We start from the raw sequence: 22501 nt of genomic DNA on the forward strand, positions 1-22501 counted from the left end.
ACGCTGCTAACACGTACCTTGGAGAGATAGATGAACGTTCGTAATCCCGCAGTGCGGTTCGGCTTGCTGCCGGCCGGCATTGCGCTGGCGCTGGCGCCGGCCTTTGCTTCGGCGCAGGAAGCAAAGGGCACCACCGACCTGGACCGCATTTCGGTCACCGGCTCGCGCATCCGCGGCGCCTCGGTGGAAACCCAGCAGCCGATCCTGACGATGACCCGCGAATCCCTGGAAAAGCAGGGCTTCTCGAGCGTCGCCGACGTGCTGAACAACCTGACCTCGGCCGGCTCCCCGGCCATCTCGCGTTCGGAGTCGCTGGCTTCGGGCGAGAACGTGGGCGGCTATTACGTCGACATCCGCAACCTGGGCGCCGAGCGCACCCTGGTGCTGATGAACGGCAAGCGCCTGGGCGCTTCGACCTCGGGCCTGCAGGACCTGAGCCAGATCCCGATGTCGGCCGTTGAGCGCATCGAGATCCTGAAGGATGGCGCCTCGTCGATCTACGGTTCCGACGCCATTGCCGGCGTGGTCAACGTGATCACCCGCAAGAACTTCGATGGCGGCGAAGCCAACGTCTACGTCGGCCAGTACGGCAAGGGCGACGGCGACACCGAAACCTATTCGATGACCCTCGGTGCCCGCGGCGAACGCGGCAGCCTGACCCTGTCGGCCGAGTACTCGAAGCAGGATCCGGTGTGGGCCAAGGACCGCTGGTACAGCCGTGACGGCTCGCTGGGTCCGAACTCGACCTCGGCTGACTGGAGCCCGATCAGCCAGAACGGCAGCTGGTGCAACCCGGCGCTGTACGACTGCACCAAGTCGAGCGCTGTGTGGCAGACCCTGAACCCGGGTGGCAACCCGAAGAACCCGAACGACTACCACACGATCACCGAAGACGAGTTCGCCAACTCGAACGAGCAGATGACCCTGCTCACCGGTGTGAAGCGCAAGTCGGTCTACATCAACGGCACCTACGACTTCACCGATTCGATCAGCCTGAACACCGACGTGCTCTACAACGAGCGCCAGACGTTCCAGCAGATTGCCGGTTACCCGTACCAGTCCGCTTCCAACTCGATCAAGACCCCGTTGTCGGCTGCCAGCGCCTTCAATCCGGTCGGCCAGGACGTCAGCTTCCGTCGCCGCCTGTGGGAAGTGCCGCGTACCACTGACAGCCAGCTGAAGACCCTGCGCTTCGCTCCGACCCTGACCGGCTTCTTCGAGCTCGGCGGCAAGACCTTCGATTGGGATGTCGGCGCGCTGTGGAACCGCAACGAGTCGATCAAGAGCAACCGTGGCGACATGAGCCTGATCGGCGCGCGTCAGGCCCTGGGCCCGTCGTTCATCGATGCCGGCGGCGTTGCCCGCTGCGGCACCGCGGCCAACCCGATCCTGGGCGACTGCCGCCCGTGGAACCCGCTGCTGCCGTACGGCGTTGATGGCCAGGGCTCGCTGGCGAACCAGGAGCTGCAGGACTTCCTGTTCCCGACCTTCACCACCCGTGGCGTCACCAAGACCACCAGCTTCACCGCCAACCTGTCGGGTGCCATCGTGACCCTGCCGGCCGGCGACCTGGGCTTCGCCCTGGGTGTCGAGCACCGCAAGGAAGAAGGCAGCTACGTGCCGGACGCCTTCGCACAGTCGGGCCAGTCCACCGGCCTGGGCCAGAAGCCGACCCGCGGCCAGTACGATCTGAACGAGGTCTACCTCGAACTGAACGTGCCGCTGCTGGCCGACATGGCCTTCGCCAAGGAACTGACCCTGAACGTTGCCAGCCGTTACTCGGACTACAGCAACTTCGGTGGCACCACCAACAGCAAGTTCGGCCTGACCTGGCGTCCGCTGGATGAACTGCTGGTCCGCGGCACCTACGCCGAGGGCTTCCGCGCTCCGACCATCAGTGACCTGTACGGTGGCCTGAGCTCGAGCTTCGAGTCGTACATCGATCCGTGCGGCGTGAAGGCTCCGGGCAGCGTTGCCGGCAATGCCGCGTGCTCCGGCGCGGGCGTGCCGGCCAACTACGTGCAGCTGGGCCAGGCAGGCAAGGAATGTTCGACCCTGCCGTGCCAGTCGGGTGACCAGTTCATCTCGGGTGCCAACCCGAACCTGAAGCCGGAAACCTCCAAGAGCACCACCTTCGGCCTGGTGTGGAGCCCGCGTTGGGTGCAGGGCCTGGACGTCTCGCTGGATTGGTACAAGTACGAAATCAGCGACATGATCATCGCTGACAGCGTCGACCGCATCCTGCGTGACTGCTACGTGCTGGGCAACTCCGAGCGTTGCTCGAGCGTGACCCGTGCGGCTGACGGCCACGTCAGTGCGATCACCTACGGCACCGCCAACCTCGGCAAGATGGAAACCGAAGGTTACGACCTGGGCATCAAGTACCGCCTGCCGGAACTGGCCATCGGTCAGTTCAGCATCGACTGGACCACCAGCTACACCGCCAAGTACGACGAGCAGCGCCAGAACAGCGACGGCGACAACATCATGGTTGGCCGCGTCAGCGAGCCGGGCCTGTTCCGCGTGCGTTCGAACCTGGGCGTCAACTGGCAGTACGGCGATTTCGGTGTGAACTACACCGCGCGCTACTACTCCGGCATGAAGGAAAGCTGCATCTCGCTGGCTGACGGCTGGTGCGATGCGCCGAACCACATGGCCAACGGCGAGACCGATCCGCTGCGTCACACCGGCTCCAACACCTTCCACGACCTGCAGGTCAGCTGGAAGGCACCGTGGGATGCGACGATCGCCCTGGGCGCGAACAATGTGTTCGACCACAAGGGTTCGCTGCAGTACTCGGCTCCGAACTCGGCGTTCGCCTACTACGGCGGCTTCGATGTGGGTCGCTTCCTGTACATGAAGTACACCCAGCGCTTCTGATCCATCGAAGTGCGGTAGCAACACGAGGAGGGCGGGCCGCTAGGTCCGCCCTCTTTTTTGTAGGGGAATTCCGGAAACTGTTGGAAGGTGAGCGCAGTCACGGTCCCGTCGTGTCGCAATCGACACAGTCAGGAGGTCCAATACCGGACGCTTGCATGTGGAGAGGGGTATGAAGAACACGTTGCTGCGCCAGGCATCGGCGGCTGCATTGATCTATGCAACGCTGGTGGGCGCGGTGTTCGCGCAGGGCCTCGGTGTCTGTGGTGGCGGGCTCTATTGCGAAGAGTTCCGCCAGCAGTGCCTGGCCAGTGGCAAGTCACCGGTCATCTGCGAGTCGCAGTACCGGCGTTGCGTGCAGGATGCCTGCGGTATCCGCTGACAAGGAAAGGGCGCACCGTGTGGGTGCGCCCTCTGTCGTCCGGACATCATCCAGCACGCTCAGGCGTCGCTGGGCACCAGTCCCATCAGTGCATTGGCGTGCTCGCGCCATTGCGGCAGTTTGTTCAGCACGCCTGCACGCTGCAGGTAGTCCTCGTCCACCGGGTCGCCATTGACCAGTGCCAGGGCCACGTGCACCGCGCCGGTCACCCAGAAGCTGCGGGTGTTGGCGCGCTGCGGCTGCAGGTGGAAGGCCACCGCTTCGATGATCGGCATCGGCAGGCCCCACAGGCCCAGCAGGTAGGCGCCGGCCTCGGCATGGCCTGGGCGGGCATCGCTGGCCAGCGCGGGCTCGCTGCGCTCGTTGCGCACGCCGGGCAGCAGCAGGCCGATGTCGGCCAGCAGTGCGGCGGTCGCCCCCAGTTCGGCGCTGGACTCGGGCAGCAGGCGTGCGGCCAGCCGGGAGGCGAGCAGTGCGCGCTGCTGCAGTGAGTTGCGCTCGGCAGCCGACAGCGTCGGCGCGGAGAACACTTCGCTGGCCAGCACCAGGTCACGCAGCGTGGCCAGGCCCAGCCGGGTGACCGCGGTGCGCAGGTCGGCAATGGTGCGGCCCTGGCTGAAGAAAGCCGAGTTCGACAGTTGCAGGACCTTGGCCGCGATGGCCGGATCGGCGGCGACCAGCTTGGCCACATCGGCACTGTCGGTATCGTCATCATGTTCCAGGGCCTGGGTCAGGCTCAGGTACAGGTGCGGTGGCGATGGCAGTTTCTCGATACGGCCGATGGCATCGCGCAGGCGCGGGCTGTCCAGCACTTCGCGCAGTTCTTCCAGGCTGGTCAATGCCTCCAGCAGCACTTCCGGCGCCAGCGGCAGCGGCAGGAAGCGGTGGGCGACACCGATCAGGCGCGCCGGCGGCGGGCGGTTGCCATGGTGTGCATCGACCAGCGCGATGCGGATGGTTTCCGGGCGCAGTGTCCGGATCTGGCCCAGCAGCGTGGTGGCATTGAGATCGGGCAACTGCGGGCAGACGATCACCGCGTCCACGCCCTGCGTGGCCACCGCGGTCATCGCGGTCTGGCCATCGGCGGCGGTCAGCGGCTGCCAGTCTTCCCCAAGATCGGCAATGAATTCGGTCAGCTCAGCCGGCAGGCTGGCTGCATCCCCAACAAGCAGAATACGCACGACACGTTCCCCTGGCTGTCTCGACGATGGATGTCGATGACGTGTGAAGTGACGCAATTTACCTAATACGGCAGCAAGAGTGATGTGCCGTCATCATGAAACGTGACCCGCATCGCTCCGGCGGGGTATCGCCGGAGCGATCCGGTTCAGGCTCAGGCCTTGCTGTCGAGATGGCGCTGGTGCGCCTCGATCAGGATCTGCTTGGCCTCAGCGGCGCCACCCCAACCGTCCAGCTTGACCCACTTGCCCTTCTCCAGGTCCTTGTAATGCTCGAAGAAGTGGCCAATGCGCTCCAGCCAGTGGCTCGAGACCTGGGCGATGTCTTCGACGTGGGCGTAGCCGCTGAAGATCTTCGAGACCGGCACGGCCAGGATCTTCTCGTCGCTGCCTGCCTCATCGCTCATCTTCAGCACGCCGACCGGACGGCAGCGCACGACCGAGCCCGGCACCAGCGGCAGCGGCAGCACCACCAGCACGTCGGCCGGATCGCCGTCGCCACACAGGGTGCTCGGCACGTAGCCGTAGTTGCACGGATAGCGCATCGGGGTGGACAGGATGCGGTCGACGAAGATCGCGCCGGTTTCCTTGTCCACTTCGTACTTCACCGGCTCCGAGTCCTTCGGGATCTCGATGATGACGTTGATTTCTTCCGGCGGGTTCTTGCCGGGCGAGACGAGTTCCAGGCCCATGGTGTGCTCCAGGTGGGGGTATAGACGGATAGCTCACCATTTTATGCCTTTGCCGGGCGCTGTGCAGGGTAGGGCTGGGCCGACCTGCGCGCCCGCCTCCGGCGGAGCGGGTGGGGCGGGGTTTCCCGATGGGTTCGACCCGGTCCCCGCGGCAGGCTGGACGTCCTTGCCAAGGAGACTTGCCATGAACTGGAACCGTTTGGGCTGTTGTGCCTTGCTGCTGCTGCTGGCGCCGTTGCCCGCGCTTGCGCGCGGGGTGCATGTCAATCTGATCGACTATCCCTCCGACGAGGCCGGATGGGACCGGGCCTTTGCCCTGGAGGACGCGGTCGCCGGTGAATTCGCCGCATGGTGCGCCGACACCTTGTGTGAAGGTGATTACAGCAACTACCGGGTGATGGAGTTCCGCTGCGCCGTGCTCGCCCACCGCGGCACCGTGCAGCGCTGTGTCTGGGTGGTGGCCGCCAGCGAGCTGGAGGTTGAGCCCGACACGGGACACGTGCGGATCGACAACGGGAGCTGGGTCTGTCCGGTCGAAATGCAGCCCGGGGTGCCCGTCGACGCGTTCTACGCCTCCCTGGAAGCGCCGGGTGGCCTGATCGCCCCTCTGCCCGGGCTTGGCCATGGTCTCTTCGATGGGCTGCCTGAATGCCTGCGCACGCAGGGGAGGGTGGGCTGATGGGGAGCTTCTGCAAATGCTGGCTGTTGTGCTGCGTGCTGTCTGTCAGCCTGCCGTTCACCGGCGTCGCGCAGGCTGCGCCTGCGTTCGTCGATGCGCGGGATTACTCCGGCCCGGGGGGCGGCCACGAGCGTTTCCTTGCTGCCGAGCGGCAACTGGTGCGTGGCTTCGATGAGGTGTGTGGCGATACCTTCTGCGAGGGGCAGTACATCAATCTGTGGGCCATGCGCCTGCGCTGTTCCGTGGAACAGGCCACGGGAGTGGTTATCCAGTGTGTGTGGACCTTCGCCGGTAGCGACACGCGGGTACAAGCCAGCGGCCGCATCAACGTCAACCGTGGCCGCTACGCCTGCGTGCTGCCACTGGCTGCCGGAACACGCCTGGAAACCCTGCTGCAGGTGTGGGAAGCGGGAGACGGGTTCGATGCGTTGCACGCGCCGCTGCCCGGCACGACAGCCAATACCTACGACGCACTGGTTGATTGCCTGTAGTCCCGGCATCAATAAGAATGTGACTTATTTGCATTAACGGAGTAGCATGCGCGGCGCCCCGTCTGTCGTCCCGGCTCCGCGCATGTCCTCCAATGCCGCCACGCTCACCGAACTGCTGATCCGCGAGCGGCCAGCGCTGCTGCGTCGTGTGCAACGGATACTGGGGGGCGACAGCGGCGCCGAGGACGTGATCCAGGCGGTCTGGTTCAAGGCCCGTGGGGTCGATGACAGCCAGGCCATCGACAATCCGCGGGCCTATCTGTATCGGCTGGCCGCCAATCTGGCCACTGACCACGGCCGCGAATCGAGCCGCCGCAACCGGCTGCTGGTCGACCACTACCTGTGGGGGGCCGACGAGGTGATCTCCACCGAGGAGCAGGCCATGGCACAGGATGAGCTGCAGCGGGTGCTCGATGCGGCGGGTCACCTGCCGGAGCCGACCCGCACCATCTTCCGGCTGAACCGCCTGCAGGGCCTCACGCAGGCCGAGATCGCACGCCGCCTGGGAGTGTCGGTGACCACCGTCGAGAATCATGTGCGCTCCGCGCTGCAGCGCCTGGCCTGGGCGCGCAGCGGTCGATGAGCGCGCCGGCTTGGGGCTGGCCTTCGCGCAGACGTCTTGATCACTGGACCGTGGATGCGGTCTAGTTCCCCGCCCGCGCTTGAATGCGCCTGTCCGCCAGCCGATGAGCCCGCCGAACATGCTGCCCGCCGCCAATGATGACGCCCTGGCCGAACAGGCCCGGGACTGGATCGCGTGGCTGGCCTCGGGTGACATCAGCGATACACGCATCCAGGCGTTCGAGCACTGGCTGCAACAGCCGGGGCACCGCAGGGCCTTCGAACACGAGCGCGCGTTGTGGCGCAGTGTCGGGCCGCGCCCGCAGGCCGGGTCCAGCGGACGACGACGGCCACATCGACTGCGCTGGGCGATGGTTGTGGCGGCGATGCTGGCGATGCTGGTGGCATGGCCGGAGGCGTGGCTGCGCCTGCAGTCCGATCATCGCAGCATGCATCAGGTGCAGCACGTGCGGCTGCCCGATGGCAGTCGCGCGGTGCTGGATGCGGACAGTGCGATTGCCGTGCGCTTCAATGCGAACGCCCGTGAGGTCGAGCTGCTGCGCGGGCGCGCCTGGTTCGAGGTCAGCCCGGATGCACAGCGGCGTTTCAGCGTGCGCGCCGGCAATGGCCTGGTCGAGGATATCTCGACCGCGTTCACCGTTGCGCGTGGCGACGACGGGGTGGAAACCCAGGTCGGGCAGGGCAGGGTGCGCGTGGCCAGCCCGGCCGACGGTGGCTGGACGTACCTGCAGCAGGGGCAGCGTGCCGTCTACACTGAACATGGCGGAGTCATGCGACGGGCTGACGTGACCGCCGACAGCGTCGGCGCCTGGCGCCAGGGCGAGCTGCTGCTGGAGCAGGTCCCCGTTGCCGATGCGGTGCAGTGGGTGGGGCGCTATCGCGCGGGGCCGGCCTTCGTGCGCGGTGATCTGTCACGTCTGCCTACAGTGAGTGCTGCGTTGCGCATCGACCGCCCGGAGCAGGCATTGGATGCACTGGCGGCAACGGCAGGTCTTCAGGTTATTCGTCTTCCATTCGGCGTCGCCATCGTGCAGTAGATCCACGCCACGCGTGGATGAGCGTTCCTGTGCCGACCAACGGTCGGCAACCACGGCGCCCCGTCGGCATCCCCCGTGACCGCAAATCGCTCTTGGGGTTGTCGCGCGCCCAGCCGTCTTACCCGGCGAACGTACCCGCCGTCGCCACGTACGTCGCCGTGTCCGCCCGTGTTGCGGATGACGCCGCGTTCGCGGCACCGATTACCTGACAGGTTCTTCCATGTTCGACTCCCACCGTTCGGGCCGCGTACTGCGCCCGTCCCGTCTGTGCATTGCGTTGCTTGCCGCCGGGCTGGCCAGTACGACGCTACCCGCACTGGCGCAGAGCGCCCGCAGCGAGCACGCGGCCGTACTGCGCTTTGATATTCCTGCACAACCGCTGGATGAGGCCCTGCGCAGCTACATGCGCCAATCCGGCGTGCAGGTGGTGTACCCCGCATCGCTGGCACACGGCGTAACCTCCCACGCGGTCAGCGGCAGCCTGTCGGCCGGCCAGGCGTTGCAGCGCCTGCTGCAGGGCAGTGGCGTGGCGGTGCGCCGGGTCAGCGCCGATGCGGCCACTCTGGGGGCAGCAACGCCGGTGCGGGCCGATAGCGGTGTGATCGTCACCGACACGCTGAGTGTGGCCGGCGACCGCGTCGACAGCGGTGCGAACAACGATGAAGCGCGCCTGCTCGACAGCTATCGCAGCGTGGGTTCGACCACCACGCTCGACCGCACGCATCTGGAGCGTTTCCGCGGCACCTCCAACGGTGACATCGTCAAGGGGGTGGCCGGTGTCACCGCCGGTGATCCGCGCGTGGGCAACGGCTTCGACGTCAACATCCGTGGCATCCAGGGCCAGGGCCGCGTACCGGTGATCATCGACGGTGGCCAGTCCAGCATGGACACCTACCGCGGCTATGCGGGCCAGTCACAGCGCACCTACCTCGACCCCGACCTGATCTCCAGCCTGACCATCACCAAGGGCCCGAGCCTGCAGGCCAACGCGTCCGGTGGCATCGGCGGCGTGGTCGAGATGGAGACGTTGAAGATCGGTGACGTGCTGCGCGAGGGCCGCGACTTCGGCGTGCGCGTGCGCGGTGGCCTGGCCAATGGCAGTGCCAACAACCTGCCGTCATACAGTGCGGCGCCGCGCAGCGATCGCAGCGCTACCGGCAGCCAGTTCTTCAACGTGGCCGGTGCCGGTCACTGGGACCGCTTCGACCTGGTTGCGGCCTACGCGTACCGGGACAACGGCAACTACTTCTCCGGCAAGCATGGCTACGATGATTTCCCGCAGACGCGGCGCACGCTGGCGCCGCTGAATCCGCCGGGCACCGAAGTGTTCAACACTTCCTCGCGCTCCAAGTCGGCGCTGCTCAAGGGCACCTGGCGCATCGATGACACGCAGAGCCTGGAAGCCGGCTACCGCCGCTATGAAGGCACGGCCGGCGAGATCATGGCCTCGCAGATCATCCGCGTCGACCGTGACCGCATCCCGCAGTGGGACCCGGGCCACGTCGACATGGACAGCTACACCCTGCGCTATCGCTTCAACCCGGACAGCGGGCTGATCGACCTGCGCGTCAACGCTGCGTATACCGACACCGACAGCGTGATGTACAACAGCCTGACCGGCATCACCCCGTGGTACTTCGACCGCCGCACAGAGTGGTATGACGCGCCCAGCTTCAGTGGCGATCCCGGTTACAAGGATGCCTACCGCAATCCGTTGCGGCAGAAGCGCTTCGGCCTGGATGCCAGCAATACCTCCAGGTTCGACACCCGCGCCGGTGCGTTCACGCTCGACTACGGCCTGTCCTACAGCGACGAAGACATCGCCCCGGGCAGCTCGGGCCCGATCATGCACGATGACCTGGTCAACAACCGCTTCCTGCGTAATGCCGAGCGCAAGGAATACAGCGCCGTGGCCGCGCTGAAGTGGCAGCCCGACGAACACTGGGAGCTGCTGGCCGGTGGCCGCTGGAACCGGGTGGACGTGCACGACCGCAACCGGCTGGCCACGCCCTATGCCTACGAGGTGCAGGGCCAGTACCGCTACACCGAGCTGCTCAACGGCAACCCGGCACTGCCCTCGTGGCGCGCCAAGCGCATCGCGTTGCTGAACTGGTATCCGGATGCCAACGGCAACTTCACCCAGGCCTCGCTGCTGGCCTCGCCGTACAAGAAGGGTACGGTGGGCGACATCGCCGGCTGGAACTTCTACGACGCCGGCAAGCCGCAGGATCTGGAAGTGCCGGTCAGCTGGAGCTGGTCGCAGCCGATCCGCCGTCGCGACACCGCGTTCTCGCCTACCGCCAGCGTGGCCTACCGTTTCAGCGAAGACACCCTGGTCTACGTGAAGTACGCCGAAGGCACCAAGCTGCCGAGCCTGTTCGAGACCACGCTGGGCCTGTTCACCGCTGCCAAGCCGGTCGGTGAGCTGAAGCCGGAGCGCGCGCGCAGCTGGGAAATCGGTGCCAGCACCCTCCGCTACGACCTGTTCACCGCTGGCGACCGCCTGGCGCTGAAGCTGGCGTACTTCGATACCCGCATCGACGACCTGATCACCCGTGACTACCGCACGCTTTCGGCCGGCCTGATCCGCAACGTCGATCAGTTCAAGGTCTCGGGCATGGAATTCCAGTCCAGCTATGACAGCGGCAAGGTCTTCGCCGACCTGTCCGCGCATTACTATTTCAAGGCCAAGACCTGCGCGCCGGACATCGCCGCCGAGCGTCGTGCCTATGGTGCGCAGCGCAGGAACGACGAGCTGGCCAATACACCCAACTGCGTGGACGGTGGCTTCGAGGGCTCGTACACCAACACCCAGAACCCGCCGCGCTACACAGTCAACCTGATCCTGGGCTCGCGCCTGTTCGACGAGCGCCTGACCTTCGGCGCCCGCATGGTCCACAACGCTGGCCCGATCAGCAAGTTGGACAAGGACTGGAACGTGGGCCTGTCGGCGATCCAGCAGCTGTACCGGCCGAACACCTTGGTCGACCTGTTCGCCAGCTGGAGCTTCAACGACCAGCTGTCGGTGGAAGCCGGCGTCGACAACCTGACCGACCGTTACTACCTGGACCCGCTGGCCCTGGGCGTGATGCCGGCACCGGGCCGCACCGCGCGGTTGGCGTTGACCTGGACGTACTGACCGCCAGCGCAGAGCGCCTTTGGTGGGTGCGGACCTCGGTCCGCACCGCTTCTGCCGTGCAATCGCCAGCGTCTGGTCACGCCCGGCGTCTGCTTACAGCCCGGTCGCCGCCTTCACCGCATCTTCGTGCAGCGACTCGTTCAGCTCATCCACCACGGTGGTCCATGCCGCATCGGCCTGCAGCGACTCGGCCAGGAACTGGCGCTGGGCATCGTTCCAGTAGGGCGCCTCGACGACTTCGACGTCGGTGGCCAGCTGGTGCTCGCGGATGAAGCGGGCGATGCCTTCGGCGCTGGCGTCCAGGCCCAGCTGCAGGAACAGGTTGGTCATGCGCGGTTCGGTGGTGATCATCATCGGTTCCGGGTGGAAGAAGGGGATGGCCCCATTATCGGCACACATGGGCTTGGGGAAACCCCCGCGGCGGACGTCTACAGCAGGACGACCCTCCTGGCATTCCCCCATGAACGCACACATCGCTCCCGAAGACAGCCGCAGCCTGCGGCTCAAGGCCGCCACCCGCGACAGCCACGGTGCGCTGGACAAGCGCATCATGGCCGGTGACATCTTCGCCGACCGCAGCAACTTCGCCCGTTTCCTGCGCGTGCAGTATCGCTTCCACCGCAGCATCGATGCGCTGTATGCCAACCCTGCCCTGGACGCATTGCTGCCCGATCTCGGAGAGCGCCGGCGCCTGACACAGGTCGCACGCGACCTGCAGGACCTGGAGCAGGCCCTGCCTGGCGCGGACATTGACGCGCTGCCCTCGGACCTCGCGCTGCCGACTGCGTTGGGTTGGCTGTACGTGGCCGAAGGCTCCAATCTCGGTGGCACCCTTCTGTACAAGATGGCGGCCAGGCTCGGCCTGCACCGTGATTTCGGCGCCCGCCACCTGGCCGCCCATCCCGATGGCACAGCGCGCCACTGGCGCGAGTTCACCGCTGTGCTGGACGCGGTGCCGCTGAGTGCCGAGCAGGACCAGCAGGTGATCGATGCAGCCGACGCTGCGTTCCGCAGCGTGTACCGCCACGTCGAAGTGGAATTCGCCTGATGCGCGGCGCGCGCCCGCAGGTGCAGCGCTGATGCGCTGGCTCTGGTTCGCGCTGGGCTGGCTGATGGTCGGCCTCGGGGTGATCGGCGCATTGCTGCCAGTCATGCCGACCACCATCTTCCTGATCCTCGCGGTGGGCTGCTTCGCGCGCAGCTCGCCGAAGTTCGAGCAGCGCCTGCTGGCGCATCCACGCTACGGCCCGTCGCTGCGGCTGTGGCGCGAGCAGGGTGCCGTGTCGGGCAAGGGCAAGGCGTTTGCCAGCGCAGGCATGGCGGCGGGCTTTGCCCTGTTCTGCTGGGGCGCGCATCCGTCGTGGCGCCTGTTGCTCGGCGTGGGCCTGTTCTTTGCCGCCAGCGCCGGTTACGTGCTCAGCCGGCCGGCACCGCGACCGGAGCCCAATCCGGTCGTGGAAGTGGACGACGCCAACGATCCTCGCGCGGCCCGCCGCCGCCCGAGGTGGCCGGCGACCCGGTGAACGTGATGGTGCCCGTGTGGTTCTTCCTGCGCGGGCGGTGACCGCCATCGGGGTCAGAACCCTTTCCGCAGGAAAGGGTTCTGGCCCCGTCGAGCCTGCCATCCACGCGTCGCGTGGATCTACAGCAGCGGCACCAGCAGCAGCGCCACGATGTTGATGATCTTGATCAGCGGATTGATTGCCGGGCCGGCGGTGTCCTTGTACGGGTCACCGACGGTATCGCCGGTCACCGCAGCCTTGTGCGCTTCGCTGCCCTTGCCACCGAAGTGGCCATCCTCGATGTATTTCTTGGCGTTGTCCCAGGCGCCGCCGCCGGTGGTCATCGAGATGGCCACGAACAGGCCGGTGACGATCGTGCCGATCAGCAGGCCGCCCAGTGCGCGCGGCCCCAGCAGCAGGCCGACCACCACCGGCACGGCGACCGGCAACAGCGAGGGCACGATCATTTCGCGGATCGCCGAGCGGGTCAGCATGTCCACCGCCTTGTCGTACTGCGGCTTGCCGGTGCCCTGCATGATGCCGGGAATCTCGCGGAACTGGCGGCGCACTTCTTCCACCACTGCGCCCGCCGCGCGGCCGACCGCTTCCATCGCCATCGCACCGAACAGGTAGGGAATCAGGCCGCCGATCAACAGGCCGATGATCACCGTGTGGTCGCTGAGATCGAAGCGGAACTCCTGGCCGGGATTGGCTGCCTGCAGGTTGTGGGTGTAGTCGGCGAACAGCACCAGTGCCGCCAGCGCCGCCGAGCCGATCGCATAGCCCTTGGTCACGGCCTTGGTGGTGTTGCCCACCGCATCCAGCGGGTCGGTGATGTCGCGGATCTCCGAAGGCAGCTCGGCCATTTCGGCGATGCCACCGGCGTTGTCGGTGATCGGGCCGTAGGCATCGAGGGCGACGATCATCCCTGCCATCGACAGCATCGCGGTGGCGGCAATGGCGATGCCGTACAGGCCGCCCAGTGCGAACGCACCCCAGATCGCCGCACACACCGCCACCACCGGCAGCGCGGTGGATTTCATCGAGATGCCGAGTCCGGCGATGATGTTGGTGCCGTGGCCGGTGGTCGACGCCTGCGCCACGTGCTGCACCGGCTTGTACTGGGTGCCGGTGTAGTACTCGGTGATCCACACGATCAGGCCGGTCAGGACCAGGCCGATCAGCGCGCAGCCATACAGCGCCATTGGTCCATGCACGTTGTCGGACATCAGTCCGGTGGTGATCGGGTAGAAGGCGATGGCGGCCAGCACGCCGGAAACGATCACGCCCTTGTACAGCGCGCCCATGATCGAGCCGCCTGGCTTCACCTTGACGAACAGCGCGCCGATGATCGAAGCAATGATCGACACGCCGCCCAGTACCAGCGGATACAGCACCGCGTTGGCACCGGCTTCGGCCAGCATCAGGCTGCCCAGCAGCATGGTGGCGATCACGGTCACCGCGTAGGTCTCGAACAGGTCGGCCGCCATGCCGGCGCAGTCGCCGACGTTGTCACCGACGTTGTCGGCGATCACCGCCGGGTTGCGCGGATCGTCCTCGGGAATGCCGGCTTCGACCTTGCCGACCAGGTCGGCACCCACGTCGGCGCCCTTGGTGAAGATGCCGCCGCCCAGGCGCGCGAAGATCGAGATCAGCGAGGAGCCGAAGGCCAGGCCGACCAGCGCGTGCAGCGCCTGTTCCATCGGCAGGCCCATGCGCAGCAGCAGTGCGTAGTAGCCGGCCACGCCCAGCAGGCCCAGCCCGACCACCAGCATGCCGGTGATCGCGCCGCCGCGGAAGGCGACGTCCATCGCCGCGCTGATGCCGTTGCGCGCCGCCTCTGCGGTACGCACGTTGGCGCGTACCGACACGTTCATGCCGATGTAGCCGGCGGCGCCGGACAGCACCGCGCCGACTGCAAAACCAATCGCGGTGTACCAGCTGAGGAAGATGCCGACCAGCACGAACAGCACCACGCCGGCGATGCCGATGGTCAGGTACTGGCGGTTGAGATAGGCACGCGCACCTTCCTGGATCGCGGTAGCGATCGCGATCATGCGTGCATTGCCGGTGGGTTGGCGCAGGATCCAGCGCGCCGAGACGATTCCGAACAGGATCGCGAGAATGGCGCAGCCCAGCGCCAGTGACAGCCCGTGACGTTCCAGCATTAGACCCCTCCGCAGAATGGATGTAGGCATCCAGTGGCGATGAACGGCACCACGAGGGGGACGACGGGCTGCAGCCTGGAACCAACCCGTACCGACCTTGGTGGTCGTCCGACGTATGGCGGTGTTCAGCATTCCCTGGTGCCCGCAGTATGCGGGCCGTCAGTTGTAGAGTCGAGCCATGCTCGACCGGCTCCTGGGAGCCGCGGCGCATGCCGTCGGGCCCTGGGCATGATCCGCGAGCCAACGGCCTTTGCACCCCGTTAAGGCAGCCTCTGCAAGCCTGCGCACAGCCCCGTAGGAGATCCCCCATGCGCCTGTCCCTGTTGATGCTTGCCGCCCTGGTCCCGGCCGCACCGGCCTTCGCTGCGGAAACGCCGGAACTGCAGCGTGCGGTCGGGGCGCCGCAGGCGGTGGGCGCCGTGCATACGCTGCGGCAGATCCCCGAGGCCTGCGCGCGGCTGGAAGGTGCGTTCACCGGTGATGCCGCCGCGCCATATCGCTTCTCCGCCGTCCGGACCAGCGAGCAATGCCAGCCACGCGCGCGCTTCGTCGATTACACCAAGGCGCAGCCAAGTGCCGACAAGGGCTGGAAACTCAACGATGTGATCCGCGTGCCCAACGCCGCGTGCCCGGCGCAGCAGGCGGTGGTGCGGGTGTGGCGCCTGCCGTCGAGCCACAAGGTCGAGCTGGACGGGCAGGGCCAATCGCGCATTTACCTGGAGGAGGCGAAGAAACAGGCCGCCGCCGGCCAGATTCCGCAGGTGACGATGTTCGCCGCGCAGCTGCAGATGGAAGGCAAGGCCTGCAATTGAAGTCGCGTGGGTGGTGCACCCGTGCCGTCATCCACGGCCGACATCCGGCTGATCAATCCGCCAGCATTGCCCCGCGCGCCACCAGCAGCTCGCGCAATGCCCTGCGGTGGCAGTGCGCTTCATCCTCGCAGTAGCAGCCCACGCTGATGTCGCTGTGTTGCGACATCGCGGCCAGAAGGTCCAGCGCGTGGGCGGCATCGGGCGCCTTTATCTCGGCCTTGTAATGGCGGAAGAAGGCGGTCCAATCGGCCGCCGTCGTTGCCTCATGTGCCCGCTTCACCAGCTCCGCGCTGGGTGACAGCGTAGGAAACCAGACGTCGTACCAGTCCTGTCGGGCGAACTCGCTGCGCGGCACGCCGCGCGGTGGGCGCCGAACGGTGCCAATGCGCAGTCCCTCGCCGGGTTGGCGCGGCGTACCGAGTCGGACAACACGCAGTGCCATGATGATCTCCATGAAAAGGGGACGGAGGGGATTAAGTCGTATCCGACCCACTGCTGATGCTGTTGGAGATGACAGAGGGGCGTATGCGACTTAATCCCCTCCGTCCCCTTTTTCAGGTCAGCCTTCGAAGGCCGGCAGTTTCTGCTTCACCGCTACGTTCTTCAGGGTGACGTACTTCGGCAGGCCATCGGTGCCATAGGGAAGCGGTGCTTCGCCCTTGATCAATGGTGACAGGTAGGCGCGCGCCCTGGCCGTGATGCCGAAGCCATCGCGGCGGATGAAACCAGCCGGCATCTTCTTCTCGTGGTTGGCGATCTTCGACAGCGGCGCCGCTTCGATCTTCCAGCGATAGGGCGCATCGCTGCTGCGCACGATCACCGGCATCACGCCATTCTGGCCCTTCAGTGCCAGCTGCACCGCGGCCTTGCCCACCGCCTGCGCCTGCTCCCAGTCGGTCCTGCTGGCCAGGTGGCGGGCCGAGCGCTGCAGGTAATCGGGCAGTGCCCAGTGCACCTTCAGGCCCAGCTGATCCTTGACCCGGCCGGCCAGGTGCGCCGCCACGCCGCCGAGCTGCGAATGACCGAACGAGTCCTTGCCACCGCCGGCATCGGCAACGAAGCGGCCATCGGCGGTTGCAATGCCTTCCGACGCCACCACCACGCAGTAGCCGACGCGCTCGACCACGGCTTTCACCTTGGCCAGGAACGTGGCCTCGTCGTAGGCGCGCTCGGGCAGCAGGATGATGTGCGGCGCTTCGTCATCACCGTTGCCGGCCAGGCCGGCGGCGGCGGCCAGCCAGCCGGCGTGGCGGCCCATCGCTTCGTAGATGAAGACACGGGTGGACGTTTCGGCCATCGCCGCCACGTCCAGTGCTGCTTCGCGCACCGAGACCGCGGTGTACTTGGCCGCTGACCCGAAGCCGGGGCAGGTATCGGTAACGGCAAGGTCGTTGTCGATGGTCTTGGGCACGCCGATACAGGTCAGGTCGTAGCCGGAGGCCTTGGCCAGCTGCGAGACCTTCAGTGCGGTGTCGGCCGAGTCGTTGCCGCCGTTGTAGAGGAACCAGCGCACGTCGTGGGCCTGCAGCACCTCCAGCAGGCGGTCATAGCGGGCGCGGTCGGCATCCAGCGATTTCAGCTTGACCCGGCACGAGCCGAAGGCGCCGCCCGGGGTATGGGCGAGGGCGCGGATCGCGGCGGCACTCTCCCTGCTGGTGTCGATCAGCTCCTCGCGCAGCGCGCCGAGGATGCCGTTGCGGGCCGCCAGGACCTTGATGCCATTGGCCCGGGCCTGCTCGATCACCGCTGCCGCCGTGGCATTGATGACGGCGGTGACACCGCCGGACTGGGCATAAAGGAGAGTACCGTTGCGCATGCTTCTACCTGCTCGGGGGAGGGGACATTGCAGGGACATTACCCGGATGCGGTAAAGTGGCGCTATTGCGGTGCAGCGATACCGGACCGTCCGGGACGCGAACCTTCTTTGTTTTCAACACGTTGGAGTCAGGTCAATGCGATTGGTTCTGTTGGGACCGCCCGGTTCGGGCAAGGGGACACAGGCGACGCGCCTGAAGGAAAAGCTGGGGATCGCCCACATTTCGACCGGTGACATGCTGCGCGCGGAAATCGCCGCCGGCACGGAGCTGGGCAAGCAGGCCAAGACGGTGATGGATGCCGGCAACCTGGTGTCGGACGACATCCTGCTGGGCATGCTGGAGTCGCGCCTGACCCAGGCTGATGTCGCCAAGGGCTTCATCCTCGATGGCTACCCGCGCAATGTGGCCCAGGCCAATGCGATGGATGGCCTGCTGGCCAAGATCGGCCAGCCGCTGGACGCGGTGGTGCAGCTGGATGTGCCCACCGAGCTGTTGGTGGACCGCATCGCCGGCCGCGCCAAGGAGCAGGGCCGCGCCGATGACAACCCGGAAGCGGTGCGCCAGCGCCTGCAGGTCTACAACGACCAGACCGCCCCGGTGGTCGATTTCTACGCCGGCCGTGGCACCCTGGCCCGCGTCGATGGCGTCGGTGAGCTGGACGAGATCGAAGCCCGCATCCTGGCAGCGATCAAGGCCTGATCCGGCGGGGCCGGCATGCGTCCGGTCCTTCAGGCGCAAAAAACACAGGCCTGGTCCGCGAGGATCAGGCCTGTGTCGTTTGATAGGCGCCAGCGAAGGGCTTGCTCAGGGCCCCGCAGCATGAGCTCCCTTGGGGATGGCCTCTTGGGGAGTAGGACCGGTTCGGGTACTGCGGCTGGCAGTTCGAATTGTGTCCGGGTTCACAGAACATCGCTATCGGGAATTCCCTGACAGCTGATTGGAGTTTTCTCACATCCCGTGTAGGGGTTGTCTTACCCGATAGCGGACATTGGCCCTATACAGCCGTCATCGGTCACAATCCTCGGTCATGAGCAGCGTACATATCCTTGCAATTGCCGGCACCTTCATGGGCGGCGTGGCCGCCCTGGCGCGGGAACTTGGGCATTCCGTCAGCGGCAGCGACCAGGCCATCTACCCGCCGATGTCGACCCAGCTCGAACAGCTGGGCATCACGCTGGACCAGGGCTACCGTGCCGACAGCGTGCCGGCCGGTACCGACGAGGTGGTGATCGGCAACGCGCTGTCGCGCGGCAATGCCGCCGTGGAAGCCGTGCTCGATGCCGGCCAGCGCTATATCTCCGGCGCGCAGTGGCTGTCCGAGCAGGTGCTGCCGGGCCGCGACACGCTGGCCGTGGCCGGTACCCACGGCAAGACCACCACCACCACCATCCTCACCTGGCTGCTGGAAAGTGCAGGGCGCTCGCCGGGCTTCCTGATCGGCGGTGTCGCCGAGGATTTCGGTGTCTCCGCCCGCCTGGGCCAGGGGCGCGAGTTCGTGGTCGAAGCCGATGAGTACGACACGGCCTTCTTCGACAAGCGCAGCAAGTTCGTGCACTACCGGCCGCTGGTGGCCATCCTCAACAACCTTGAGTACGACCACGCCGACATCTTCCCGGACGTGGCCGCGATCCAGCGCCAGTTCCACCATCTGGTGCGTACCGTACCCGCACGTGGGCGGCTGATCGTCAACGGCGAGGATCAGTACCTTGCCGAAGTGCTGGCGATGGGCTGCTGGACCCCGGTCGAGCGCTTCGGATTCGATCCGTCGCTGGAATGGCATGCCGAGCTGCTGGCCGCTGATGGCAGCGCCTTCCGCGTGCACCATCGTGGGCAGGCGCTGGGTGATGTGCAGTGGTCGCTGCTGGGCCGCCACAACGTGCTCAATGGATTGGCCGCGCTGGCCGCCGCGCATGCAGTGGGCGTGGCACCCGCCCAGGTTATTCCGGCGCTGGCACGCTTCCGCAGCGTCAAGCGCCGCATGGAAGTGATCGGCAGCCATGACGGCATCACCGTCTACGACGATTTCGCCCACCATCCGACTGCGATCGCCACCACGCTGGAGGGCCTGCGTTCCAAGGTGGGTGATGCGCGCATCGTGGTCGCGATGGAGCCGCGCAGCAACTCGATGCGGCTGGGCGCACATGCGCAGGCGCTGGCTCCCTCGTTGGCGCTGGCCGATGAAGTGGTGTTCCTGCATCGCCCGGAACTGGCCTGGGATGCTGCGGCGGTGATCGCCGCGGTGCGTGGCGAAGCCCACGCGGTGCCCGATACCGACGCATTGCTGGCGCAGCTGCAGGCCAGCGCGCGCAGCGGCGACCACGTAATATTCATGTCCAACGGTGGCTTCGACGGTGCCCCGCGCCGCTTCCTCGCCGCGCTGCAGGCCCGATGAGCGGCGACGGCTCGCTGCCGCTGTTCCCGCTGCACACCGCGCTGGTACCGGGTGCAGCGGTAGGCCTGCGCGTGTTCGAGCGGCGCTATCTGGACCTGGTCCGCGACAGCGGCCGCAGTGGTGAGGGATTTGGTGTCTGCCTGATCCTCGAGGGTGAGGAGGTCGGCGCACCGGCGACACCGGCGGCCTTTGGCGTGCAGGTACGCATCGAAGACTTCGATGTCGGCGCCGACGGCGTGCTGCAGCTGCGCCTGCGCGGCACCCGTCGCTTCCATGTCGAGCGCACCCGCGTGCGCGACAACGGCCTGGTGGTGGCTGATGTGCGCTGGTGCGAGGAAGACCCCGATGACGAACTGCGGCCGCAGCATGCACTGCTGGCCACGGTGCTGGGGCACATCATCGAGCAGGCCGGCGAGGCCTATGCGCCGGCCAATCCGGCGCTGCTGGACCAGGCCAGCTGGGTCGGCTGGCGGCTGGCCGAGCTGCTGCCGCTGAGCGAGCAGCAGCGCCTTCAGCTGCTGCAGATGGACGATCCGCACCAGCGATTGCAGCAGCTGCTGGGCTGGATGCCGTAGAAGCCATCCACGCATGGCGTGGATCTGCTGTAGAGCCGAGCCTATGCTCGGCTTGATGGATCCCGCGAAGAGCAGCCGAGCATGGGCTCGGCTCTACACTGGGTGATCGCGACCGGTACCGGTCAGGGCGTGGTGGTCTTCAACCGCAGCACCGGCAACCCGGTTTCGCTGTGCACGTCCTCGCGCTGCGGCAGGTCCTGCACGGCGTCCTTTACGGCATTCAATGCCGGGTCGACGCCACGCAGCGGGTGCCACATGCCGATCCACTCGAAATGGCGTTCGTAGCGCAGGGTCTGTGCACTGCCCAGCCACAGCGGCGTGTTGCCCGGCTGCAACTGCGCAGGGGCCGGCCACAGGCGCAGTACGTAGCGCTCATCACGGTGTGTACCCGGGCGTACCATCAACAGCGCTTCCACGCGGGTTTCCAGCGTCGCCGGCAGCACCGGCAGTTCATCGGCGCCGGTGTTCTTGTCCAGCATCAGCAGCGCCTGCTGCCAGCCGGCCTGCTCCTGCCGCTTCCAGCCGCGCGCTTCCAGTTGCGCCTGCAGCGGTGCCAGCGGACCGGCCACCTGCACGTCCAGCGGCCAGCGCTGGTCGTCATCGAACTCGTTGCGGCGCGCCGGCAGTGTCGCCCAGTCGTGCTGCCACCAGGCCTGCGTGTCCATTGCCTGCGGGGCCGGCAAGGTCGGCTCGAAGCGTTCCAGCTTCACCGGGATGTTGCGCGGTGCGTACCACATCGCGGCGACGGCGAAGACGCCGTAGAACAGCCATGCCACCGGCTTCACCCAGAACGAGCGGTTGAAGCGGCGGCGGTAGGCGATGCCCAGCACCAGCAGCCAGAACGTGCCGAACAGCATGCCGCCGATCACATCGCTCAGCCAATGCGCGCCCAGGTACAGGCGCGAGAAGCCGATCAGGCTGACCACGATGCCCGACACCAGGTACGGCCAGACGCGGGTACGGCCGGGCATCTCGCGGGCGATCAGCACCGCGAAGAAGCCGAAGGTGATGGTGGCCATCGTCACCGACACCGACGGGAAGCCGAAGCCGCTGCTGGCGTCGACCGGGCGCACAACATCGACGGTAGCGCCGAGCAGCATGGTCAGCGCCAGGCCGAAAGCCAGCGCGGCCAGCCAGTGCGCGGCCGCCATCCAGCGCCGGCGCCAGACCAGGTAGCCCATCGCCGCCGCAGTGGCCGGCAGCAGCACCTGCCAGGCGCCCAGCGACGCCAGCGCGGCCATCGGGTAATCGGCCAGCGGGTTGCGCAGGGCCAGCATTGCCTGGTGTACCAGCAGGTCGATCGCCAGTGGCTCGCCATGCGCGACCACCACGGTCAGCAGCGCGAACCAGCCCCAGCCCAGCACCAGCAGCATCAGCGCCAGCATCGCCAGCGGCACCGACTCGCGCCGCTTCGGGTCCAGCACGCCGACGGTGTAGCGGCCCAGCGTCGGATGGCGGTTGGACCAGTCGAGCAGGCGTGCCAGCCAGTTGTCCATGCGCGCGGCCGACCAGCGGTAGCCGTACAGCACGATGGCCCAGACCAGGCCAAGGATCACCGCCAGCAGGCCGACCACCACCACCAGCCGACCGGCTACTGCGGCCACCGCGTCATAGGCCTCGCCAAGAATCCAGCCGGGGGCCAGGAACAGCACCGCCCATGAAATGCTGGCGATACCACTGGCCTGTACATAGCGGCTGGCTGGCATCTTCATCATGCCCGCGATGGCCGGCACGAACGGCCGGATCGCGCCGACGTAGCGTGCCACCAGAATGCTCTTGAACGCGTTGCGGCGGAACAGGTTCTCGCCGCGGTCGAGCAGCTGCGGGTAACGGCTGAACGGCCACACGCCACGCAGGCGGTCGCCCCAGCGGCGCCCGATCCAGTAACTGATGCCATCGCCGGCGAATGCGCCCAGTGCGGCCGCCGCCACCGCGTACGGTCCGGAGATCTGGCCCAGGCCGATGAACACGCCCACCGCAAACAGCAGCGGCAGCGCCGGCACGATGGCGCCGAGAATGATCACCGCATCGCAGAAGGCGATGAGGAAGATAACGGCACCCGCCAGCACGGGGTGAGCGGCAATCCACGCAAGCGTGGCGTCGATCCATGAAGAGTCCATTGCCCGATTATAGGGGCGTGAAGGTGACTGGTTCCCAGCCGCTTGGTGACCGTTTGCA

General features: G+C 66.7%; 20 protein-coding genes. 13 read left to right on the forward strand and 7 right to left on the reverse strand.

Going from position 1 to position 22501, the window contains the following annotated elements; translation table 11 throughout:
* Positions 1-30: 30 nt before the first annotated feature.
* Positions 31-2880, forward strand: a complete 2850-nt coding sequence (locus AC5P7X_RS02070) for a TonB-dependent receptor plug domain-containing protein (protein ID WP_495214364.1) — start codon at positions 31-33, stop codon at positions 2878-2880.
* A gap of 169 nt (positions 2881-3049) precedes the next feature.
* Entirely contained in the window at positions 3050-3259 is a 210-nt protein-coding gene (locus AC5P7X_RS02075; protein ID WP_032955995.1) for a hypothetical protein, read from the forward strand.
* Positions 3260-3318: 59 nt separating this feature from the next.
* On the opposite strand, the gene AC5P7X_RS02080 is transcribed toward AC5P7X_RS02075, so the two are convergent.
* Entirely contained in the window at positions 3319-4440 is a 1122-nt protein-coding gene (locus AC5P7X_RS02080) for an HDOD domain-containing protein (protein ID WP_171957461.1), read from the reverse strand.
* 152 nt (positions 4441-4592) lie between these two features.
* Positions 4593-5129 (reverse strand): inorganic diphosphatase, encoded by a 537-nt coding sequence (ppa, locus tag AC5P7X_RS02085; RefSeq protein WP_005410935.1) that lies wholly within the window; start codon positions 5127-5129, stop codon positions 4593-4595.
* 184 nt (positions 5130-5313) lie between these two features.
* On the opposite strand from ppa, the gene AC5P7X_RS02090 reads away from it, so the two are divergent.
* The 5 genes from AC5P7X_RS02090 (at position 5314) to AC5P7X_RS02110 (ending at position 11057) form a co-directional block, all read left to right on the forward strand.
* Positions 5314-5808, forward strand: coding sequence for a hypothetical protein (locus AC5P7X_RS02090; RefSeq protein ID WP_070489729.1), 495 nt, complete (start codon positions 5314-5316; stop codon positions 5806-5808).
* A gap of 35 nt (positions 5809-5843) precedes the next feature.
* Entirely contained in the window at positions 5844-6299 is a 456-nt protein-coding gene (locus AC5P7X_RS02095; RefSeq protein ID WP_171957463.1) for a hypothetical protein, read from the forward strand.
* An 82-nt stretch (positions 6300-6381) separates the two neighbouring features.
* A complete protein-coding gene (locus AC5P7X_RS02100) occupies positions 6382-6882 on the forward strand; it encodes an RNA polymerase sigma factor (RefSeq protein WP_053497507.1) in 501 nt (166 codons plus the stop codon).
* A 103-nt stretch (positions 6883-6985) separates the two neighbouring features.
* On the forward strand, positions 6986-7918 hold the full coding sequence (locus tag AC5P7X_RS02105) for a FecR family protein (RefSeq protein ID WP_495214365.1): 933 nt from the start codon (positions 6986-6988) through the stop codon (positions 7916-7918).
* A 220-nt stretch (positions 7919-8138) separates the two neighbouring features.
* A complete protein-coding gene (locus AC5P7X_RS02110) occupies positions 8139-11057 on the forward strand; it encodes a TonB-dependent receptor (RefSeq protein ID WP_495214366.1) in 2919 nt (972 codons plus the stop codon).
* Between the two features lie 93 nt (positions 11058-11150).
* On the opposite strand, the gene AC5P7X_RS02115 is transcribed toward AC5P7X_RS02110, so the two are convergent.
* Positions 11151-11408 (reverse strand): DUF2789 domain-containing protein, encoded by a 258-nt coding sequence (locus tag AC5P7X_RS02115; RefSeq protein ID WP_032954498.1) that lies wholly within the window; start codon positions 11406-11408, stop codon positions 11151-11153.
* Positions 11409-11517: 109 nt separating this feature from the next.
* On the opposite strand from AC5P7X_RS02115, the gene AC5P7X_RS02120 reads away from it, so the two are divergent.
* Entirely contained in the window at positions 11518-12105 is a 588-nt protein-coding gene (locus AC5P7X_RS02120) for a biliverdin-producing heme oxygenase (RefSeq protein ID WP_053497501.1), read from the forward strand.
* Between the two features lie 31 nt (positions 12106-12136).
* On the forward strand, positions 12137-12580 hold the full coding sequence (locus tag AC5P7X_RS02125; RefSeq protein WP_206620350.1) for a YbaN family protein: 444 nt from the start codon (positions 12137-12139) through the stop codon (positions 12578-12580).
* A gap of 119 nt (positions 12581-12699) precedes the next feature.
* Here the strand turns inward: AC5P7X_RS02125 and AC5P7X_RS02130 are convergent, their stop codons facing one another.
* Positions 12700-14727: a sodium-translocating pyrophosphatase gene (locus AC5P7X_RS02130; protein WP_065185342.1), complete on the reverse strand. Its 2028-nt coding sequence runs from the start codon at positions 14725-14727 to the stop codon at positions 12700-12702.
* Between the two features lie 308 nt (positions 14728-15035).
* Here AC5P7X_RS02130 and AC5P7X_RS02135 point away from each other — a divergent pair, with 308 nt between their 5' ends.
* Complete coding sequence (locus AC5P7X_RS02135) at positions 15036-15539, forward strand: hypothetical protein (protein WP_061480501.1); 504 nt, start codon at positions 15036-15038, stop codon at positions 15537-15539.
* Between the two features lie 52 nt (positions 15540-15591).
* Here the strand turns inward: AC5P7X_RS02135 and AC5P7X_RS02140 are convergent, their stop codons facing one another.
* Both AC5P7X_RS02140 and AC5P7X_RS02145 read right to left on the reverse strand, forming a co-directional pair.
* Positions 15592-15981, reverse strand: a complete 390-nt coding sequence (locus AC5P7X_RS02140; RefSeq protein WP_329842671.1) for a DUF488 domain-containing protein — start codon at positions 15979-15981, stop codon at positions 15592-15594.
* Positions 15982-16098: 117 nt separating this feature from the next.
* Complete coding sequence (locus AC5P7X_RS02145; RefSeq protein WP_053497492.1) at positions 16099-17355, reverse strand: 6-phosphofructokinase; 1257 nt, start codon at positions 17353-17355, stop codon at positions 16099-16101.
* 136 nt (positions 17356-17491) lie between these two features.
* On the opposite strand from AC5P7X_RS02145, the gene AC5P7X_RS02150 reads away from it, so the two are divergent.
* The 3 genes from AC5P7X_RS02150 (at position 17492) to AC5P7X_RS02160 (ending at position 20323) form a co-directional block, all read left to right on the forward strand.
* A complete protein-coding gene (locus AC5P7X_RS02150; protein ID WP_005419045.1) occupies positions 17492-18055 on the forward strand; it encodes an adenylate kinase in 564 nt (187 codons plus the stop codon).
* 328 nt (positions 18056-18383) lie between these two features.
* The gene (mpl, locus tag AC5P7X_RS02155; protein WP_069139256.1) at positions 18384-19748 is read left to right on the forward strand and encodes a UDP-N-acetylmuramate:L-alanyl-gamma-D-glutamyl-meso-diaminopimelate ligase; all 1365 of its coding nucleotides are present in this window, start codon (positions 18384-18386) and stop codon (positions 19746-19748) included.
* A complete protein-coding gene (locus AC5P7X_RS02160) occupies positions 19745-20323 on the forward strand; it encodes an LON peptidase substrate-binding domain-containing protein (protein WP_005419042.1) in 579 nt (192 codons plus the stop codon). Before mpl ends, AC5P7X_RS02160 begins: the two co-directional genes overlap by 4 nt.
* Before the next feature lie 122 nt (positions 20324-20445).
* Here AC5P7X_RS02160 and AC5P7X_RS02165 read toward each other — a convergent pair whose 3' ends face one another.
* Positions 20446-22443, reverse strand: coding sequence for a bifunctional DedA family/phosphatase PAP2 family protein (locus AC5P7X_RS02165; protein WP_032954490.1), 1998 nt, complete (start codon positions 22441-22443; stop codon positions 20446-20448).
* Positions 22444-22501: the final 58 nt, after the last annotated feature.

It is taken from the genome of Stenotrophomonas sp. YJH_SMC_53 (assembly GCF_059369995.1).

Excerpts from the sequence above, each read along its gene's own strand:
- AC5P7X_RS02120 (WP_053497501.1), top strand. The coding sequence starts at position 11,518 with ATGAACGCACACATCGCTCCCGAAGACAGCCGCAGCCTGCGGCTCAAG.
- AC5P7X_RS02135 (WP_061480501.1), top strand. The coding sequence starts at position 15,036 with ATGCGCCTGTCCCTGTTGATGCTTGCCGCCCTGGTCCCGGCCGCACCG.
- AC5P7X_RS02145 (WP_053497492.1), bottom strand. The coding sequence starts at position 17,355 with ATGCGCAACGGTACTCTCCTTTATGCCCAGTCCGGCGGTGTCACCGCC.
- AC5P7X_RS02125 (WP_206620350.1), top strand. The coding sequence starts at position 12,137 with ATGCGCTGGCTCTGGTTCGCGCTGGGCTGGCTGATGGTCGGCCTCGGG.
- AC5P7X_RS02160 (WP_005419042.1), top strand. The coding sequence starts at position 19,745 with ATGAGCGGCGACGGCTCGCTGCCGCTGTTCCCGCTGCACACCGCGCTG.
- AC5P7X_RS02070 (WP_495214364.1), top strand. The coding sequence starts at position 31 with ATGAACGTTCGTAATCCCGCAGTGCGGTTCGGCTTGCTGCCGGCCGGC.
- AC5P7X_RS02115 (WP_032954498.1), bottom strand. The coding sequence starts at position 11,408 with ATGATCACCACCGAACCGCGCATGACCAACCTGTTCCTGCAGCTGGGC.
- AC5P7X_RS02090 (WP_070489729.1), top strand. The coding sequence starts at position 5,314 with ATGAACTGGAACCGTTTGGGCTGTTGTGCCTTGCTGCTGCTGCTGGCG.
- ppa (WP_005410935.1), bottom strand. The coding sequence starts at position 5,129 with ATGGGCCTGGAACTCGTCTCGCCCGGCAAGAACCCGCCGGAAGAAATC.
- mpl (WP_069139256.1), top strand. The coding sequence starts at position 18,384 with ATGAGCAGCGTACATATCCTTGCAATTGCCGGCACCTTCATGGGCGGC.
- AC5P7X_RS02130 (WP_065185342.1), bottom strand. The coding sequence starts at position 14,727 with ATGCTGGAACGTCACGGGCTGTCACTGGCGCTGGGCTGCGCCATTCTC.
- AC5P7X_RS02105 (WP_495214365.1), top strand. The coding sequence starts at position 6,986 with ATGAGCCCGCCGAACATGCTGCCCGCCGCCAATGATGACGCCCTGGCC.
- AC5P7X_RS02110 (WP_495214366.1), top strand. The coding sequence starts at position 8,139 with ATGTTCGACTCCCACCGTTCGGGCCGCGTACTGCGCCCGTCCCGTCTG.
- AC5P7X_RS02140 (WP_329842671.1), bottom strand. The coding sequence starts at position 15,981 with ATGGCACTGCGTGTTGTCCGACTCGGTACGCCGCGCCAACCCGGCGAG.
- AC5P7X_RS02075 (WP_032955995.1), top strand. The coding sequence starts at position 3,050 with ATGAAGAACACGTTGCTGCGCCAGGCATCGGCGGCTGCATTGATCTAT.
- AC5P7X_RS02165 (WP_032954490.1), bottom strand. The coding sequence starts at position 22,443 with ATGGACTCTTCATGGATCGACGCCACGCTTGCGTGGATTGCCGCTCAC.
- AC5P7X_RS02150 (WP_005419045.1), top strand. The coding sequence starts at position 17,492 with ATGCGATTGGTTCTGTTGGGACCGCCCGGTTCGGGCAAGGGGACACAG.
- AC5P7X_RS02100 (WP_053497507.1), top strand. The coding sequence starts at position 6,382 with ATGTCCTCCAATGCCGCCACGCTCACCGAACTGCTGATCCGCGAGCGG.